Genomic DNA, 19533 nt, shown 5'->3' on the forward strand with positions numbered 1-19533 from the left:
TAAGTCAGCTAACCAAAGCACTTAATCGGCTGATTCTAGTAACTTATGGTGCTCCTAAATGTGCATTCACGCCTTTATTTTCAATAAAATCATTGACTTGATCCAGACGCTCAGGTGTGCCCACATCTATCCAATTATCAGTCATGACACTGGCTGTTACCTGAAACTTAATCATGGCTTTTTTGAGTAGCGGCGCTAATGGCGCGCTCTGCCCTACGACTAAGCCATCGACTACTTTAGGGGACATGACACTAATCCCAGAGAAGGTATACTTATCACCACCGGCAATAGCTTGCTCACTTGCCAAACCATTATTTATGGCAAAATCTCCGCCATTATTGTGCTGCGGATTGTCAATCATTATTAGATGGGCAATTTGGTCTGTGCCCATGTCATAGTCAGTCAATTGACTAAAGTCGTAGGTCGTCCAAATGTCAGAGTTGACCAAGATAAATGGCGCATCGGCAAGCTTATTGTTATGTAGTGCTGTAAATATTCCGCCAGCGGTTTCGAGCGGCTCACCCTCTTCTATCGACCAATGAAGCTTAACTCCAAAATCAGAGCCATCGCCTAACCTATCCATCAGCGTCTTGGCAAGCCAAGAGACATTTATAGTTATGTCTGTGACACCTGCAGCCTTCAATGCCTTAATATGCCAGACGATAAGTGGCTGACCACCAACTTCAACTAAAGGCTTAGGTGTCTTAAGCGTAAGCGGTCTTAACCTTGTACCTTTACCCGCTGCCAGAATCATTGCTTGTGTAATCTTAGCCATTACTTATCCTAGATTGTCTAATATTGTTAGTTATTATCGCTAGTACGCTGATTAAATTTTCGCTCAAAAGCTGGCAAGATATCTTGGTCTAGCCACTGCTTAAACGCTAGAGCGACTTTATGAATTGGCAACTCTGACTGCTGACTCAACCAATTAAGCTCTATGGTAAGATCACTCATGACTTTGGGGATGTCTGCCAAATAACGAGACTTGCCATCACGTTCACTCAGCCGCACAAAAATACCTAAAATCTTAAGATGTCGTTGAATGCCGATGATATTAATGTCGTACGTCAACTGCTGCAACGTTACGCCTGCAGTGTCCGCTGCTATGGTCTTCGACGATAACTGCTGGCAGTAATAATCAAGCCAATCGGCAATCTGCGCCTCTGACCAATCAACGTAGGCATCGCGTAATAATGACACTAAATCATAAGAATAAGCACCAATGACCGCATCTTGAAAGTCAATAACCCCTAGCTGATCGCTACTCGCGCAATCTTTCATCAAGTTTCGACTGTGGTAATCACGATGAACAACGACTTGCGGCTGAGTTAATACTTGCTCGACAATCGCCTCCTTTAATGCCTGCCAGCACTGCTGCTGCTCTGACTCAAAGCGTACACCGATGTAGGGGATAAACCACTCGCTAAACAAATCCATCTCACGGGTTAGCATAGCAGCATCGTAATCTGGTAGATTGGCTTGCTGCCTTGCCTGTGATAGAGAAATTGTCTGCAACTCAAGTAAGGTATCTATAGCGCGCTTATAGTAGCTATCTACCTGCTCTTGAGAGGTATCAGCAACGATATGAGCAAACTCTGTAGTGCCGAAATCTTGCAGCACTAAAAAGCCATGCTCCATATCTTTGGCAATGATATCTGGCACATTAATACAAGTGCCTAGCAACTCACCAACAGCGACAAACTCGCTAATAGATTCAAGCTCAGGCGGCGCATCCATGACGATATAATTTAGACTATTGTTTACTGGTTGCTCGCCATTTTGTACCGCTGTGTCTGACACATGGGAATTTGGCTGTAGACAAAGTCGGTGATAACGACGGAAACTAGCGTCTCCTGGTAAGCTCTTAATTTGAATATCAAATTCTGGAAAGCATTGGTATAGCCAGCTTTGCAGCAATTGGTAACGCTGCTGCTTATCGGCGGTTAAATTATTTGTCATATCTTGATTCTGTCCAGTCGAAATTTGCTCAGCAGTATTGCTCTTCATTGACTATGATATGCTCTGAAGACACTTACCTTTCACAACTGCAAGCAATAACGCTTAAAGAGATGAAGTCAACCTATAGCGGATATCGTAGGTTATATGGTGCATAAAAGCGCATAGTGTAGCTGATTTGACCCTATTTGACCATTAAGCTGAAGAAGCAAGCCTGTATATAATATCGCTCATAAAAGTGCTTAGTTTAGCATTACTAGCTATAATACGTAGCGCTTATCAGCTGTCACTACAGAAGCTTACTAAAATAACTGCCTATTAATAATGCTATGATTGCACCGATTAACAGGGTAAAATTTACTGCAATCTATGCTCGGAGTGGATAGCATATCTACTTCAATAAAGATTACTTTTACCACTAAGGATAGCCACAAAAAGGTTACTAGAAGTATAGCCAATCTGGCTTTAGAATAAGTCATCGACTTACCGTTAAATAACCGCTAAATATTATAGGTGTTCACTTGCTATATTCACCGCTTTATCGCAGCATTCATATTGTCCTATTTGGCGCAGTCAGTCTATCAGTTAGCACTCTGTCAGTTGCCGCTGCTCAAGAAGGTGATATTACACCTATAGCTAGTAATAGTATTAATACTGAGAGTAATACGGCTTATCAGGACGCTCTGGAGTTATCTAACATCTCAAATGTTGAAGCTCCGAACAATATTACGCCGATAAGCGACTCTCGGTCTGAGCCGGCGCAAAATTTTGTTACTGATACGACAACCTCTACTCTGGGCGACGCTCCTAGTGCTGACGCTGTCAATAATCAACCCACTCCTAAAGAGACAGCTGATACTAACCGATTCAAAGATGAGAGTATTCAGCGTAGCCTTCAGCGCCTTGCTGAGCATTATGAGCTTACCCCAAAAGCAGCCAGCGAGCAAAAAGGCCTAACTCTTGAAAAGGTATTGGATGTTAACAAGCAAGAACTGCTGACCCCTACTACCGATGATGACTTAGCACATACTAAGTCCGGTCAAGCCGCCCCTATCAATGATAACCTAAATGCTCATTACATTAATAATAGCGCAGCCGATGCTGAGACAACCGAGCCAACTGTAGACAGTAATGCACGCTGTGATGGCCGCTGGGTCTATCCAAAATCTGATGCGAATTATCAACGCCTTACTAGCGAGACGAATAGTTTAGCCGTTGGCAATGATGGTAAGCCACTTTATGCACAAGCAGATTATGGCTATTATGACAACGCCAACTATGCTGAGCTCTCTGGTAACGTCATCATCGATCAAGGCACACAGCACATTGAAGCCGACAAAATCGTCATGGATCTAGCGCAAAATGTCGCCGCTGCCCAAGGCCAAGTAATGTTTACTGACGCCGCCCGTACTGCTGACTCTACGACTGCTGATTCGTCTTCTGTCCTAACTAAAGACAAGACTGGGTTTCGGGATAAGACCCAAGAGGGGGGGCTTATCGGTGTAGCAGACAGCCTAGCCTACAATACTGCCACGGGGCAATCTACAGCAGAAGACGTGGCTTTTGCCAGTGTCCCTTTGCAAGCTCACGGTTACGCAAAACGTCTAAACCGGCCTACAGACAACCGTTATGAGTTAGATCAAGTTATGTTTACCACTTGCCCCCCTACGGACCGCAAATGGCAAATTGATGCAAAAAACATCGATCTAGACACGGAGACTGGCCGCGGTATCGCCTATGACACTACTTTTAGAATCGCAGATGTGCCAGTACTCTACCTACCTTATTTCAACTTTCCTATCGATGGCCGCCGTAGCAGTGGTTTCTTATTACCAACTGCCAGTATCGGTAGTCAAAATGGTCTAGAGATTGATGTCCCCTATTATCTTAATCTAGCCCCTGATTACGATGCGACGATTAATACTCATCTCTACACGAACCGTAACCCTATGCTTACTGGTGAGTTTCGCTATTTAACCGCCAATTATGGTGAGGGGCAGATTACCGGCTCTTATCTTGCTAAAGATAGAAAGTACGACGATAAAGATCGGAGCAGTCTATTTTACGATCATAGCTGGTCCTCTGAGACAATCCCACGACTTAACGGTGATATCACATACCGCTATGTCTCAGATGCTGACTATCTCAATGACTTTGACACCTTGGGTCTAGCCAACAACACCCTGAATCTGCCTAGACGCGCACGCCTAAACTATTTTAATGACTACGTCAGCGGTGAGCTGAAGATCGAAACCTTTCAAAGCCTCAATGCCCTGAATAATTCTGACGATATTATTAAAGATAAAGACAAGCCCTACTCACGGCTGCCGCAGCTTAACTTAAATTATAGACTACCGTGGTCAGACACTATCGACATCACTGGAGTTCATGATTCAGCATACTTTAAGAAATCTATTAATGATGGTTCAGAAGCCGAAAAAAGTGGCCTACGACTTTATAATAAGCTCAGTGCCAGCTATCCCATAGAGCGCTCATGGGGTTATGCTACGCCTAAATTGAGCCTTCAACATCTGTACACTTCTTATGATCAAGACAGTCTTGCTGATAATGAGCTGACCAAAGAAGATGCCAGTCAGTCCGTTTTTGTTCCCCAAGTAAGTGTCGATGCGGGCTTGCATCTGTATCGCACCGGCTCACCATTTGGCTGGTATGATGACTCGTTAGGTGGCTATCAGCTCCTTAGTCCTAGAGTAAAATATACCTACGCGCCTTACAAGTATCAAAATGACTTACCCAATTTTAACACCAGCATCGCATCGATTAACTATTCACAGCTTTATGCCGATAGTTGGTTTTTGGGTCACGATCGCTTGCAAGATCTACATGCCATTACCCCTGGTCTTAATTATCGTTACATCGATGCAATGGGGGTGACACGTTTTGATGGTAGTATAGCGGAGCAGTTTTATTTTGATGATGGCCAAGTGACCTTAAATAATCAAGCTGAGATATTTACAGATACCTCCTCAGGGCTCGTTTGGGAAGCCAGTACTCAGCCTTATCATCATTTTTGGGTAGATGTCAGCGGGGCATTTACTAGCGATTACCACTTAAACTATATTACCACTGAGCTTCGCTATCAGCCTACTGATAATAGCCTTTTTAACATCGGCTATGTTAAGCGGCAACAAGATCAAAATACCAACCAGCTGCCTTTATCGGCTGTTACGGCCTCTAGCCTCTTCCCAATTAACAATAATTGGCGGCTATTGACCCAAGGCCAGTATGACTTAAATCGCAATAAAATGCTTGATGCTCTGGTCGGCGTAGATTATGAAGATTGTTGTTTTGGATTTGCGCTCTATGGCAGGCGCTACTACAATGACTTAAACTTAGCAGATGATCCCAATCAAGCCATTATGGCTGAAATTCGGTTAAATGGCCTAGGTAATAGCAGCAGCCGCTTAACACGCTTATTGGCAGATAAGATATTAGGTTTTGAGCCGGTTCAAGCAGCTTGGAAACAATAACAAGACAGCTTAAGTGTCACTATTGACCAGTAGTTTAAGAGGCTTAGTGAGACTTGATTAAGCAGCTGTATTTGTTAACTCAAGCAGCCGTGATATAGTAAATTCACTATAAAAATGATACAGCGGCACTGGGGTGAATTTTTCGCAGTCTCTGTCGGTGCGCCCGTTGCAAGCCAGAAGAGTGTATACCAGTTACGTATCATATTACGGTGACGCTATTTTATTTAGACTCGACTCTGTACCCAGCTGATTCTAATCGTAACGCTACTTGATGAACCTAAACATTCATTTAAGACGTGAGACCCAACTATTTGTGGTAGTAAATTTTATGAGGAATTTCATGACAGTTTTATCTTTTCAACGTTTCAGTGGAGCTGCAATGCTGGCTATAAGTATTGGCGCTGGTATGAGCATGATGTCCTCAGCCCATGCGGCCGACACTCAAACTGATAAAGCGGCGCAGCCTACTAATAGACCAAATACAGTCGATGCTCAGCGTAAGATAGCCATTGCCCAAGCTAATGGTACCGATAGCCGAGCGACTAATAGCTCGGCAAGCACTGACGGCATCATTGCTCTTGTGAATGACAATACCATCTTAAAGAGTGAGCTAGAAAACGCCATAGTACAAACACGGCGTCGAGCTGCTGCGACTGGTGAGACTCTACCAGCTGCAAGCCAGCTACGATCTGATGTGCTAAATGCCTTAATACTACGTGAGTTACAATTATCATTAATCAATCGGGTGGGTATCAAGCCTGACGAAAAAGTAGTCAATGCCCGTCTTGGACAAATCGCTCAGGCCGAAGGGGCTAGCAGCTTAGCGGAGCTACAGCAGCGCTTAGACTCAGCGCAGCCTGGAAGTTATGCTGCCATGCGCCAAAGAATTATTGAAGATGCGGCCATCCAAGCTCTACAGCAGCGCCAAATTGCGAGTCGCGTGCGGATTACAGATCAAGATATTGATGCATTTTTGGCCTCTCCTGAAGCCAGTCGACTCAACCAAAGTGAATATCAGACTGTTCACGTTCGTGTACCATACTTAGATGATTACAGCCGTCTGTCTGATGAGCAACGCGCGAGCGCTCTTAAAGTGGCGCAGGAGTTACATCAGGTACTAAGCCGCTCTAATATTGATGTGAGTACTGCGATGGCTCAGGTACAAGCCGATTACCCTATTGCCCTACAAGGTGGTGATATGGGCTTTCATAAGGCGGCATCGCTTCCTACGCAATTGGCCAGTGTCATTACTGATCTCAAAGTTGGTGAGGTTAGTGAGCCGATTATCACTCCTGAAGGCATTGACATTGTCAAGCTTGCGGATAAGAAAAGCAGTGACAAACTGGTTGTCCCGCAGTGGCACACCCGCCATATCTTAGTCAAAGTCGATGAGCTACAATCTGAAGAGCTGGCTCAGCAAAAAATCAATGACTTATATGAGCAGCTACGCCGCGGCGCCGACTTTGCCGATCTAGCATCAACCTACTCTGACGATCTCGGTTCAGCAGGTCGTGGCGGTGATCTAGACTGGGTAGAAGAAAATACTATGGTCGCACCATTTGAGCAGATGATGGCAAAAACTCCAGTAGGCGACTTCTCTACCCCATTTAAGACCCAGTTTGGCTGGCATATTCTTCAAGTATTAGATAAGCGTGAGCAAGATGTCAGCGAGCAGTATCGTCGTAAGCTCGCTCAAGACGCTTTGTATCAGCGTATGGCACCGCAAGCCCAAGAAGACTGGCTACAAGAGCTACGAGCGGGTGCGTACGTTCAGATACTGGGTAACCCAGCCAATAATTAATACAAGCTTGAGCTAATTGCTATTACTATAGTCAATCCATTTTAGAGTTGACACAAAGACGCTGGAATAAATTTATATCCGCCTCAGTCATATCATGACTTGTAGCCAATAAATTTAAACCAGCAACTCTTTTACGTGTCAGTTTTAGATAGGATTAACTATAGCTTATTCCTCTGACAATAGCCGTAAAAAAGCCTCTATCACTATAGAGGCTTTTTATTATTCATCAGATAGCGAATGTGCTAGCAAAAGATGACTCTCTCTTGCCTATCTGCCTATCTACCTAGGGTCGAACGTGGATCAATAGGGTTGCCTTTGTGGCGCACTTGGAACTCTAAGGCGACTTGATCCGTCTGACCAGTTCTGCCCATAGTGGCGATCTGCTGACCGCGCTGAACTTGATCCCCTTCTTGGACCAATAGCTGACTATTATGAGCATATGCGGTAATATAGTCCTGTCCATGACGAATCATAATAAGATTGCCATATTCTGGAAGACCATCACCGGCATATAGCACCACCCCAGACTGACTAGCGACTACTGGATCGCCCTCTCGGCCCGCGAACCACATTCCCATCACCCCAGACCTTTCATCAAAGTTACGAATAATTTGATTGCTTGTTGGGTAGATGTAGCCTTTAGTGTCTGCCGCTGTTGAACCATAAGATGGCGATGTCGGCGTTGACTGCATAGGTGGTAGTGAAGTTCTAGAAGGCGAAGTTCTAGACGTGTTGCGAGTATTGGACCGTGCTGAATTGTCCCCTTGCCACAGTTTCAGCCATTGTCCTGAGTAGATCGTGTATTGACTGTCCAAGCCATTAATCGCACCAATATGACGATAATTTAAGCCATATCGCGCTGCAATTTGGCTGACAGTGTCGCCGCGCTGTACACGGTAATAGTTAGGGACACCTTGAGCATTAGTGGTAATCTTAGGTGAGCTTTGCACGCCCGACTGGTAAGTGGGTCTAGTGGCACAACCAGACGCGCCAATGATTAAAGCCGTACCGATAGCCAGTTGCCATTTTGGCCAAGTGTTCTTGGTGATCATAATTATTCCTATCCGAATTAGCAAATGATACATCCACTCTTAATGGACACCCAAATGCTGCTGAGGTATTGCTACACCCTGCATAAAGTTCAAGCCGTGTAGTGTACAATGATGTGCTATAGTCAAGCTAGCCTTTCAGCCTTATTAAGTGGCTTTTACGCCCTGTCCTTGTTGCTAGAGACAACACCACAACCCTTTAAATAAGCCTCTATAATAATAGTGATGGACCTACAAACGTAAGACAAAACTTATCAAGTACCTATTGTATTGAATTTAAGCACCTGTCATACCTGCAACCTGCAAAAAATGCCGTTATTAAGAGCATGATATAGCACCGATTATAACTAACCTATCTATCCTAATACGGGTAGTTGTGATGTCAATTATTCTAGCAGCTTAATAACTTAACATTACAGAGTATTCAGACTGGCTTAATTTTAATGGAGTTGTAGAATTGAAGGCGTATGAATGTTGCTGAATCTTGAGCTTAGGACACAATACGTCTACACTTATCAAAATATTTTGTGTGACTTTTAAATTTTTTCCCATTACCATAGATTTATAACAATTGTAAGCGAGTGTGCTACCGAATGAACCCTCTGTCAATGCTTCCTAAGATATCAAACTTATCTACAAAAGATCTGCTTATGACTACTCCTAAAGCTCTCGGTACCAAAGCGTTAAACAAACTTAGCGTTATTGGAACGTTTGTTGGTTTGTCTTTAATGTCTCAGATTACTGCTGCAGCAAGCAATTCTAATACTACCATTCCAGTCGATATGACAGGTATGAACATTACTAAGCATGAAATTGCCGTTATGCACGTATTGTCAGAGATTTGTCCACCGATGTTAAGTGACTCACAAAAGCAGCGCTTTTATAAGTCCTATAACTCTCAGTTGCATGTCTTAATGCCGACTCTAGAAGACCCCAAAGCGGCTATTCAGTATCTATCTACGCAGCAAGACTACCGGCAGATATTACAAGGTATTCGTAGTTGGACGCTAGGATTTTCGAAAAAAGACAATAAAGCGCTTTGTGAAGACTTAGCCAATGCCTCATTTTAGCTAAAGCAGCAATGGCTTAAGGAAGCTGTTGTCAGCTTATTTTAAAGCAATTCTTTTAAACCAGGATTATCCATCGAATAACTACTGAATTCATTAGTCAGTTATTCGATGCTGGCTTAACGTTCTTTATTTAATGTTATCAATATCTTATGTCATTCTTATTGTTCTAAATACTCATTAAGATAATTGACCCATGCACGATGCGCTCGTGCTTTTTTTATGTCTCATTTATAGTCTCGATAATCGACTGTATTTTGTAGATTTTATTTTGCTAGCCTTCGATTATCCTAAGGCTTTAGTATTTTGCTAACTATTGCTTGAATCTAGATTTTTGCTATTTATACCTGATAGCCATTTTGCTACTATAGTCCCCTTATTTTCTTATTCTACTACCGCCAATTCAAGATTGGTTTAGCAGTATAAGACTCATTTTTTTTAATCGCTTTGATGATGTGGTGTAGACAGTTATGACAGACCTTCGCTTAAAACATAGACTTATTTCAGTAGCCACTTTAGCAGGTATGTCGTTAGTGACACTTCCAGCGCTTGCCGATATTGAGCAGCCTGAAATGGACAATAGTGCCTATGTGTTGATGGACTACAATACTGGTGCTATTTTAGCGCAGAAGAATGCTGATGAACCTCTGCCACCGGCATCTTTAACCAAGATGATGACCAGTTACATTATTGAGCAGCGCCTTAAGTCCGGCGACTTAAAAGAAGATGACCAGGTATTGATGAGTAAGAATGCTTGGTGCCGAGGCAGTAGCTCGCAGTCCTGTATGTACGTGCCGGTCAATAAGTCTGCCAGTGTTATCGATATGCTTCGCGGTATTATTATTCAATCTGGTAATGATGCCTCAAAAGCGATGGCTGAACACATTGCCGGTAGTGAGTCAGCCTTTGCTACCTTGATGAATGAGCAAGCCGCTAAAATCGGCATGACCAATTCGCATTTTGTGAATGCCACTGGTATGCCAGCTGAGGGGCATGAGGCCTCAGCCATGGATCTGGCGAAGCTTGCGCGCGCTATTATTAAAGATAGCGATAATTACTACAGTATTTATTCTGAAAAAGAGTTTACCTACAATGGTATTACCCAAGGCAACCGAAATGCCTTATTGATCACTGACCCTACCGTTGACGGCTTAAAAACTGGTCACACTGATGCGGCTGGTTACTGCTTAGTGGCCTCCAGTAAGCGCAATGATATGCGCCTCATCTCTGTGATTATGGGCGCTGGTAGTATGCAGGAGCGAGCAGATCAGTCTCGTGAACTATTAAACTGGGGCTTTGGCCATTTTGAGACTGTCGTCAAAGCACCGGCCAATCAATTTGTCGCCAAGCTACCAGTGCGCTTTGGTATGGAGGATACTGTCGAGGTGGTGACTGCAGATACCCTGCAAGTACTAACGACTAAGACTCAAAAGAATAAGATCACTACCGTTGTCAATATTCCAGATAATGTAGCAGCCCCCATCACCAAAGGTCAGAAAATTGGTGAGATGTCAGCGATACTTGATGGAAAGGCAGTGGCCACGGTTCCAGTTATTGCTACTCAGGATATCGAGCAAGCAGGCTTTATGAGCCGCATGTGGCAACACGTGGTGCACTGGATCAAAGACTTATTCTAAGAAAGACTATTAGCTCGCAAAACCCTAAAGTGCCACAACACTTTAGGGTTTTTATTTTGCTATCTATTCACTAGCAAGTAAAATCACCAGTAGCGAAGCTCGTCAGGGCACTAAGGTTTGCTAGGATTAACTGTAGCGCATACTTATTATATAATTAACCACTGTTTAAGCTTAGTGGCTAAATCATGGGTTCTTATTGCAGCCTCTTGGCAGTAGTCAACGCCAGCGGCTTTTAGATCAGACTCTAAAATATCCATACGTTCATTGCTATCAAAAAGATAGACTATCAACGTCCGACTGGCGGACTCAGAACTCCGAACTTTTTGCGCTAAGTACATAGCTTTTGTAGGCAGCACATCTTCTGAGATGAGGAGCAGGTCGATCGTATTATCGGTGATTATTTCAATCACAGATTGCACATGTTGCAATACTTTTATGTCTAGACCATATAAGCCTAACCTATTAGGCAACAACGGAACCTGTACTGTTTCTTGATGATAGTACAGCGCCCTAACCCCGCTAAGAAGATACTTATCATGCTGCCTTTGCCAGTCATCCAACTGCACTGTGACACTAAAAGTACTGCCTTCATTCGGTTTGCTCTCTACTGTCAGTACAGCGCCAAGTAGCTGCGCCATTTGTTTAGCTAGTGCCAACCCCACTCCAACGCCTTCAAACTCACGATTAATAGAGGGATCTATCTGAAAGAACGGGGTAAATATATCCTCTAGATAATGGGCCTCTATGCCAATGCCCGAATCAATGACACTGACCTTCCAGCGGGTATTCTTATCAAAGTGATTAAGATGCGACTCGATGGTGACTTTACCAGTCTTGGTGAACTTAATCGCATTGTCCAATAACGCTGAAAGAATCAGTCGAATCTTATTGACGTCACCCTCAAGTTTATAGTCGATATGGGTTATCTGACTGGTCAATAACAGCCCTTTTTGTTTGGCTATTGGCTCAAACTCAGCCATCAAATCTGAAATGAGCTGCAATGGATTGAACTCCACAAGATTCAGCCCAACCTGCCCTTTCTCAATTCTATTTAACTGAATAATCTGCTCAAGCGTGAAGTCGAGTTGTTGACTGCCTTTACGAATAATCGTTAACGCATCTTGTTGCTCATTACTAAGGTAATGATTGCTCAGTAGCTGTAAGCCACCAAATATAGCATTGAGCGAGGTCTTTAACTCATGCGTAATCATGCTTTGAAAGCTGCTGCGCTGAACATCTAAAGACAGATCTTTACTCTGTAACTGCTGCTCATAGGCTTTGAGTGAGTCATGCTCCTTTTGCATCTCTACTAGGCGATCAAACTGCGTGACCATCGCTTTTTTGATACGATTCACCTCTTGCAGCTCTCGACTTTGCTGCAGCACAGGGAGCTGTTTAAGCTTAGGATTATTGATAACCTCTTCGCTGACTTTGGCCAGTTTTTCGAATTGTTTAACAGGCTTGGTCAGTAATTTAAGAATCAAATAGATGCTAAATAGCGTCAAGAATATGACTAACAATAAAATATACTTAAATTCCGAAAACCATGCTTTTCTAAAAGCCTTTATATCAATCGCAATACTAATATACCCTAGCAGCGTATTGTCTTCTACTGTGTCCGCAGTTAAGCCTGGGTTATTATCGGCAATATCGGGACGCCCCGCCTGGGCAAAGTACCGGCTGGTCACTGCATGATTGATATTCGTGGTATCTGCAAATAACGCATAGCGCCACGCGGATTCATTCGAATCGGTACGATCAATAGGGTGATCAATAGAATAAAAAATAATGCTATCTAGGATAGGGTCGCTATTTAAAATATCACTCACCTGCTCTGCGACCAAATCTACCCCCTCAGGAGAAGAGGCACTACTGGCTAAAAGCTGGCTTAATTGTTTGACATGGCTAATTTTGACTTTGTAATCTTGCACCAAGCTACAGGTCATTGAGACCGTACTTGCTAATAAAGCTACTAGACTAATGACGGTAATAATAGTGGCGCGTAGAAGAGAAGTAATGGCTCTAGGAGGACGTGGGCTCATGATAGACTAATGACCAAGATTATATTTATTTATAATGATTTTAGTGGCAATTTGCTGTCATAATGCCACCACTATGACGGATGCTTAAGCATAATTTAATTATGACGTGACCTCAATTAGGCCATAAGACTTAAAATAAGATAAATTGTGTCAGTCAGAGGCCGCTATGTCGAGAATACACACATATGGACACTGCAAAATTTACTAAGACTAACCTAGCCTATTTAAGCTATAGGCATTTTAAGTCGATTAAACGTCAGTGTCTATGCACGAGGACGCGCTCTCAACTAAAGACCATATGATAAGCTAAGCCTACATTATCTAGCTATTGCCCATCTTAAATAGCCCATTTAAATAGACAGTTAGTTTGGCACTTAGATATTTACCATGTAATTATTGTGTAGGCAACCATAGTTTAACCAATTTCAATAGCATTTATATGTAAACTATTCAATCTCCTTATCCTAGCACGATATATTTTAGAAATAATAAAAAGAAAAAAAACAGCTGTACTGGCGAAATGAATCAACTAAGTCAGACCGCAGTCCAATGTGACCTGCATCCGAGTAAGAGGGTTAACCCTATCTTTATGTATAGTCAAGCCATTTTAGATTGGATACAAAATCGCTGGCATAAATTTACACCCGCCTCAATCATCTCATAACTTCTAGCCAGTAAATTTATACCGGCTACTGTTTTACGTATCAGTTTTCAATAGGATTAACTATAGTTAATAACTTTAAACTAGGCATAGTCAATCAATAGTTTAATCTGTCTTACGCATGGATAATGTGCTTCTCAGATTGATTTTATCAGTCATTCAGAGTGTTCATGTAGCGCTGATACTGTTCAGCAAAATATCAAAGCGCATTAACTCTGTGACATAAAGTTAATGCGCTCTAGGATAAAGCTAACTGTAGGCTAAGACTGCAGCAACAGGGATATCAACAGCAATACACCAGTATTAGCGATGCTTACTGCCGCCCTTGTTGTCACTCTTTCGATTGCCTTTTTTGTCAGTTTTTTTGTAGCTTTGTGCCTTTTTGCGCTGACGAAGCTGCTGTGCCTTCTCTTTTGTCACTACTTTTTTGCGGCCAGCATAAGGGTTAGCGTTCATCTTAAATTCGACATGCAGCGGTGTTCCCTCAAGCTTAAACACTTCTCGAAACTGATTTTCCAAATAGCGTTGATAGCTTTTGGGCAATGAGGCGGTCTGGTTGCCGTGAATAACAATAACCGGTGGATTATGGCCGCCAATATGCGCATAGCGCAGCTTAATCCGGCGACCTCCTACCATCGGTGGTGGATGCGCAGTGACTGCATCTTGAAGAATCTGAGTCAGCCTGTTCGTCGATACTTTAAACATAGCGGATTGATAAGCTTTATGGATAGACGGATAGAGATTACCTACCCCAGTACCGTGCAAGGCAGAAATTAGATGCACCTTAACATAGGGAATAAAATGAAAGCGGCGATCCATCTCTTTTTTGACCAAATCTTTTTGATCATCACTCAAGCCGTCCCATTTATTAATGGCGATAACTATGGCTCGGCCAGCATCTAGAGCAAAACCTAGCATGTGCAAGTCTTGATCGACAATGCCTTCTTGCGCATCAATAACTATGATCGTCACATTCGAGTCTTTGATTGCTTGTAATGTTTTGATGACTGAGAATTTTTCGACCTTTTCATCGATTCGACCACGGCGGCGTACCCCTGCGGTATCAATCAATACATAATTTTTGCCTTCGCGCTCATAGGGGATATAGATGCTATCTCGCGTCGTTCCAGGCATATCATATACGACGACTCGCTCCTCTCCCAGCAAGCGATTGACTAAGGTTGACTTACCCACATTAGGACGGCCAATAACGGCAAGCTTAAGACCATCCGGGGTCTCTTCTACCTCTTGCTCAGGCATCTCTACCGTTAAGTCATCTAATAGATTGGCAAGGCCACGACCATGACTGGCAGACATAGGGTACGGCTCACCAAAGCCTAAGGAGTAGAACTCTACTGGCGCTGCGTCGTGAACGCCATCAACCTTATTGGCAACGATATAGACGGGCTTACCAAGGGTATGCAAAAATTTTGCAATCTCTTCATCAGAGCCGATAATACCAGCGCGAGCATCGACAACAAATACGATGATATCGGCTTCGTGAATTGCGGTATGCGACTGCTCAGACATATAGTCATCGATATTGCCACTACCATCGTCGGCTTCACCAATACCACCGGTATCCACAACAATAAAAGACTTGCCTTCATAACTGGCGTCACCATATTGACGATCACGAGTCAATCCTGCAAGATCCGCCACCAAGGCTTGTCGAGTCCGGGTAATCTGATTAAATAAGGTTGATTTGCCAACATTAGGACGGCCGATTAAGGCGACCACAGGCTTAATACTCATGCGAGACTCTCTTTGCTAAGGCAGAAAAAGCAGTGGCGTACAAACCGACTGCTTTAATAAATTAATAAACTAATTGGACGCCCATAATAAAGGGCACATTAATATAAGCCTAATCTGGCTATATTACGCGTAACTAGCGAGCCAATTGCCAGACGGTCACTTGACCACTGGTACTTTGGGTCATCAGCAGATTACCTGCTACTTGCAGGCTGGTTAATGCGCCTTTGGTCTGAACTCGGCTGACAATCTCACCGCTATTCATATCAAATATATGCACGATGCCTTCAAGATCACCAACGGCCAGATAGTTACCTAGCATCACAGGATTGGTAAGCTGTCGATAAGCCAGTGCATCGCTTTGCCATACCAACTCACCGGAATTACGATTATAAGCTCGGATGTCACCTTCGAGGGTCGTGGCTATCACCAAATTAGACGTTAGCGCCAAGCTACGGATACTAGCCGCTTCGTTGACAAACATAATCTGTCGACTTGATAAATCCACACCAATAAGCTGACCACTATAGCTAATCGCAAATAGCTGATTATTATCCACGACAGGCTTAGCATCCACGTCGCTCATCCGCTCAATCTCACTACTGCCCACCCCAAGACCAATGCGGCGCGACCATAGGGGAATACCTGACTCAATACTTATGGCATGAATTCGGCCATCAGCTGTGGCAAGTAATGCTGTATCATTATCTAACAAAGTAGGCTGAGCACTACCACGGACACTAATCGCCGGCACTTGAGTGGCAAACTGCCAGATTGACTGACCACTTTGTAAGGATAAACCGTGTAGAAACCCATCATTAGCCGACAGCACCACACGGTTATTCTTAATCAAAGCTGGTGTCAATACGCTACCGGATAGCTGTTGCTGCCAGCGGCGCTGTCCAGTTTGCGCATCAAAAGCCATAACTTTGCCTGAGCGAGTACTGATTACCGCGGTCTGACTCGCCTCGTCATAAGCTACTCCGCCGGTCACCGGCTCACCTACATCGATAGACCATAACCGCTTACCAGCCAAATCAAAAGCGGATAAAGTACCACCACGCGAGGCAGCAACTAGACGCGAACGACCAAACCCAACCTGCATGTCCAGCGGGTCTTTTTTGTTGGCTTTACTATTACCGACATCAACACTGAATGTAGGCTGCAAAACCGTCTCTGGCTGTGCCAACTTAATCAACTTCGCCGGTTCATGAACTTCAGGCTTAATACCTCGATTACAACCGACGACTTGGGTGGCCAATACGCCAATCAATGCCGAATATAATAGAGTGGTTTTAATGGAATTGGTACCAAAGACAGTCTGGCGTATTCTAGCGTTTAATTCGGTCATCTTATAATCTCACGACAAATAGACGTAGGTTAAAAAGGGTGGTTAAAAAGAACAGTTAAGATAGTCGCTATCTAGCATAAGCTATGCTCCAGCATTATCTTCTATTCTCTTGAAACACTGGCCCTCATGGATCAACTAATAGGCTCTACCGGCGCTCCTCCAGTTGCTTCTGCCGTAGCAGCAGCATCAATATCTGTCGCTGCCGCTTCATTAGGTGCAGCTAACGACGATATCGCAGCTGGTGAAGTATTGACTAGGCTCTCAGGCCCTTCGATTGGCTCTGCGGCAATCCCAAGACTCTCAAGCTTCACAGCTAACACCGCACGGTTCTCTTGGCGATCTCGCAATAGCTCCCAAGCATTATTATAAGCTTGACTGGCCGCTGACTTATCTCCCTTTGCCAGATGAACATCACCTAATAACTCTTGTTTACTGGCCTCAAAGGTACTAGGCAGTTTTTGAGATAATGTTTCTAACGCTGCATCAGCCTTACCATCTGCTAACTGCGCTTGGGCGTAACGAAGCTGAGTGATGGCTTGTAATCCAGCATCTTGAAGATCTATGGCGGATGCCTGCTTAAGGGTGGCACTGGCTCCAGCAAAATCCTCAGCATCCGCTTGATGTCTGGCTTTGACCAATAAGGCCTGCCATGCATAGATCGTATCACCGTGGGCCGATACTAAAGTATCTATATCGGTGTTTAACTGCTCTTGGTTACTGGCCAATTGTTGCTGCGCCTCAGCCTCTAAATCTGGATTCTGCGCCGCTAAAGTCACTTCATTATTGAGCTGTTGAATATCTGCATATTGATCTGCAGCAACAGTATCTACTCGAGCATGATGCATCTGCCAATAAGTCCAACCAAAATACCCCGCTAATGCTACTAAAATAGCCGTGACTATATAACCACCATAAGTCTTTAAAGCTTCCATCTGATTGTCATCAGCTCTGGGAGTAGTCTGAAGTTTCGCCATAGTGCTTACCTAGCCCATTAATATCTAATAAATAAAAATGACAAATGCTTTGCTAGCATTGTTTAATTACCACAGGAGTCAAATAATAGTGCTCAACAGCATCGTAGCAATAGCTGCTTTAAATAACTACTTAGCTATTGTACCTACGCAGTGACTCATAAATTACGCCTATCTACTTACTGACACTTATTTACAACAACCAAGTAAGTATCGGGCAGCAGGCTTGCCTACTCTTCTCTAAGGATGATGTGAATAAGAGCAGCTATTCGTATCCGCTACTCATCTCTAGCTACTTTAGGGAGTACACTATTATTAATATCTGCAAACCAGTCTTGAGCTTGAGTTGTTTGCTCACCTGTCTGCATATTCTTAACGCTAATAGTGCCAGACTCAACTTCTTGCTGAGCAATAATAACGGTCACCTTAGCGCCCGACTTATCTGCCTTCTTCATTTGTGACTTAAGACTGGTAGCAGAAGCCATCTTAACTCGAAGGTCGGTACGGCTACGGCGCAGTTGTTCTGCGAATATTAGGCCTTGCTCATAGACATCGGGGTGCGCTGCAATAAATACTTCACAGGCAGTAACTTCTTCAAAAGGATTAATGGCTTCTATTAAAAGCAGCAAGCGCTCAAGTCCCATTGCAAAGCCAACTGCTGGCTCAGATTTGACAGGTTTGCCCTTGTCTTGTCCCATTGATTTTAACTGACCAATCAAGCCGTCATAACGGCCACCAGCACACACCGTTGCTTGACTACCAAGCTTATCCGTGACCCATTCAAAGACAGTTTTATTATAATAATCTAAGCCGCGAACCAAGCGTGGGTTAATCTCATAGCGAATACCTAACGCGGTAAGATAACCTTGAAGTTTGGTAAAATGCGCAAGGCTTTGTTCACCCAAAAAGTCACTTAGAGCAGGAGCGTCATTCAATAACGCTTGAGTCTGCGCATCTTTACTGTCCAAAATCCGTAGTGGATTGCTTGAAAGGCGGCGTTGACTGTCTTCATCCAGCTGTGATTTTTTGTCAGTAAGATAGCTTACTAAGGCCTCACGATAGGCTCGGCGCTCATCAATCTCGCCAAGACTATTAATCTGTAAAGTTAACTCATGATCAATGCCCAATTGCTGCCACATTGAATAAGTCATGGCAATTAGCTCAGCATCGGCATCAGGCAGCTCACTACCAAAGCTCTCAACGCCTAGTTGGTGAAACTGACGATAGCGCCCTTTTTGTGGCCGCTCATAGCGAAACATCGGTCCAATATACCAAAGCTTGGGATTGTCACCACGAAGCATGTTGTGCTCAATAACAGCGCGAACAGCGCCTGCCGTACCCTCTGGCCGTAAGGTCAGCGGCGTTGGCGGATCAGACTTATCGGTAAAGCTATACATCTCTTTTTCGACAATATCGGTAGCCCCGCCAATAGCGCGCGCGAATAAATCCGTTTGTTCAACGATAGGCAGGCGCATTTGCTGATAGCCATACCGCGCCATCACGTCTGCCAAAATTGATTCTAGACGCTGCCAATGGGCACTTTGCGGCGGTAATATATCGTTAAAGCCTTTAATTGCTTTGATCATGAACGTCCTACTACTTAACTCTATTTATTATCTTAAATTTGCCAAAATTATGCTAATACTAAAAACTTTTGCAAATTGCTAAAGCTGACTAAATAATGCGCTATCAATACAGTAACTACTATCTATAGTAGCAATTATGCAAATAACTACTGTTGAAGTAGCTAATATG

12 protein-coding genes are annotated in these 19533 nt (G+C 43.7%); 4 read left to right on the plus strand and 8 right to left on the minus strand.

The genetic code is table 11. The features are described from left to right. Window positions 1-43: 43 nt before the first annotated feature. Window positions 44-775 (minus strand): N-acetylmuramate alpha-1-phosphate uridylyltransferase MurU, encoded by a 732-nt coding sequence (gene murU / locus EGV92_RS00400; protein ID WP_131667251.1) that lies wholly within the window; start codon window positions 773-775, stop codon window positions 44-46. A 26-nt stretch (window positions 776-801) separates the two neighbouring features. Continuing rightward, window positions 802-1959 carry an aminoglycoside phosphotransferase family protein gene (locus EGV92_RS00405; RefSeq protein ID WP_131667252.1) on the minus strand — a complete coding sequence of 386 codons (1158 nt, stop codon included), beginning with the start codon at window positions 1957-1959 and terminating at the stop codon, window positions 802-804. 518 nt (window positions 1960-2477) lie between these two features. Between EGV92_RS00405 and EGV92_RS00410 the strand changes: the two genes are divergently transcribed. Together EGV92_RS00410 and EGV92_RS00415 are read left to right on the plus strand one after the other, a co-directional pair. Then, a complete protein-coding gene (locus EGV92_RS00410) occupies window positions 2478-5447 on the plus strand; it encodes an LPS-assembly protein LptD (protein WP_131667253.1) in 2970 nt (989 codons plus the stop codon). 340 nt (window positions 5448-5787) lie between these two features. Further along, window positions 5788-7248, plus strand: a complete 1461-nt coding sequence (locus EGV92_RS00415; RefSeq protein WP_131667254.1) for a peptidylprolyl isomerase — start codon at window positions 5788-5790, stop codon at window positions 7246-7248. Between the two features lie 275 nt (window positions 7249-7523). Here the strand turns inward: EGV92_RS00415 and EGV92_RS00420 are convergent, their stop codons facing one another. After that, on the minus strand, window positions 7524-8300 hold the full coding sequence (locus EGV92_RS00420; protein ID WP_131667255.1) for a M23 family metallopeptidase: 777 nt from the start codon (window positions 8298-8300) through the stop codon (window positions 7524-7526). 647 nt (window positions 8301-8947) lie between these two features. On the opposite strand from EGV92_RS00420, the gene EGV92_RS00425 reads away from it, so the two are divergent. After that, window positions 8948-9367 carry an MCR_0457 family protein gene (locus tag EGV92_RS00425; RefSeq protein ID WP_131667256.1) on the plus strand — a complete coding sequence of 140 codons (420 nt, stop codon included), beginning with the start codon at window positions 8948-8950 and terminating at the stop codon, window positions 9365-9367. A 467-nt stretch (window positions 9368-9834) separates the two neighbouring features. Further along, a complete protein-coding gene (locus EGV92_RS00430; protein WP_131667257.1) occupies window positions 9835-11001 on the plus strand; it encodes a D-alanyl-D-alanine carboxypeptidase family protein in 1167 nt (388 codons plus the stop codon). 146 nt (window positions 11002-11147) lie between these two features. On the opposite strand, the gene EGV92_RS00435 is transcribed toward EGV92_RS00430, so the two are convergent. The 5 genes from EGV92_RS00435 to hisS all read right to left on the minus strand — a co-directional run bounded on the left by EGV92_RS00435 (window position 11148) and on the right by hisS (window position 19364). Continuing rightward, the gene (locus EGV92_RS00435) at window positions 11148-13043 is read right to left on the minus strand and encodes a sensor histidine kinase (protein WP_131667258.1); all 1896 of its coding nucleotides are present in this window, start codon (window positions 13041-13043) and stop codon (window positions 11148-11150) included. Window positions 13044-14007: 964 nt separating this feature from the next. Continuing rightward, the gene (gene der / locus EGV92_RS00440) at window positions 14008-15459 is read right to left on the minus strand and encodes a ribosome biogenesis GTPase Der (RefSeq protein ID WP_131667259.1); all 1452 of its coding nucleotides are present in this window, start codon (window positions 15457-15459) and stop codon (window positions 14008-14010) included. Window positions 15460-15592: 133 nt separating this feature from the next. Further along, a complete protein-coding gene (gene bamB, locus EGV92_RS00445) occupies window positions 15593-16807 on the minus strand; it encodes an outer membrane protein assembly factor BamB (protein WP_131667260.1) in 1215 nt (404 codons plus the stop codon). Window positions 16808-16938: 131 nt separating this feature from the next. Next, window positions 16939-17781 (minus strand): YfgM family protein, encoded by an 843-nt coding sequence (locus EGV92_RS00450; RefSeq protein WP_131667261.1) that lies wholly within the window; start codon window positions 17779-17781, stop codon window positions 16939-16941. A 275-nt stretch (window positions 17782-18056) separates the two neighbouring features. Next, complete coding sequence (gene hisS, locus EGV92_RS00455; RefSeq protein WP_131667262.1) at window positions 18057-19364, minus strand: histidine--tRNA ligase; 1308 nt, start codon at window positions 19362-19364, stop codon at window positions 18057-18059. Between the last annotated feature and the right edge of the window lie 169 nt (window positions 19365-19533).

This window comes from Psychrobacter pygoscelis (genome assembly GCF_004335015.1).
Lineage (GTDB): Bacteria > Pseudomonadota > Gammaproteobacteria > Pseudomonadales > Moraxellaceae > Psychrobacter > Psychrobacter pygoscelis.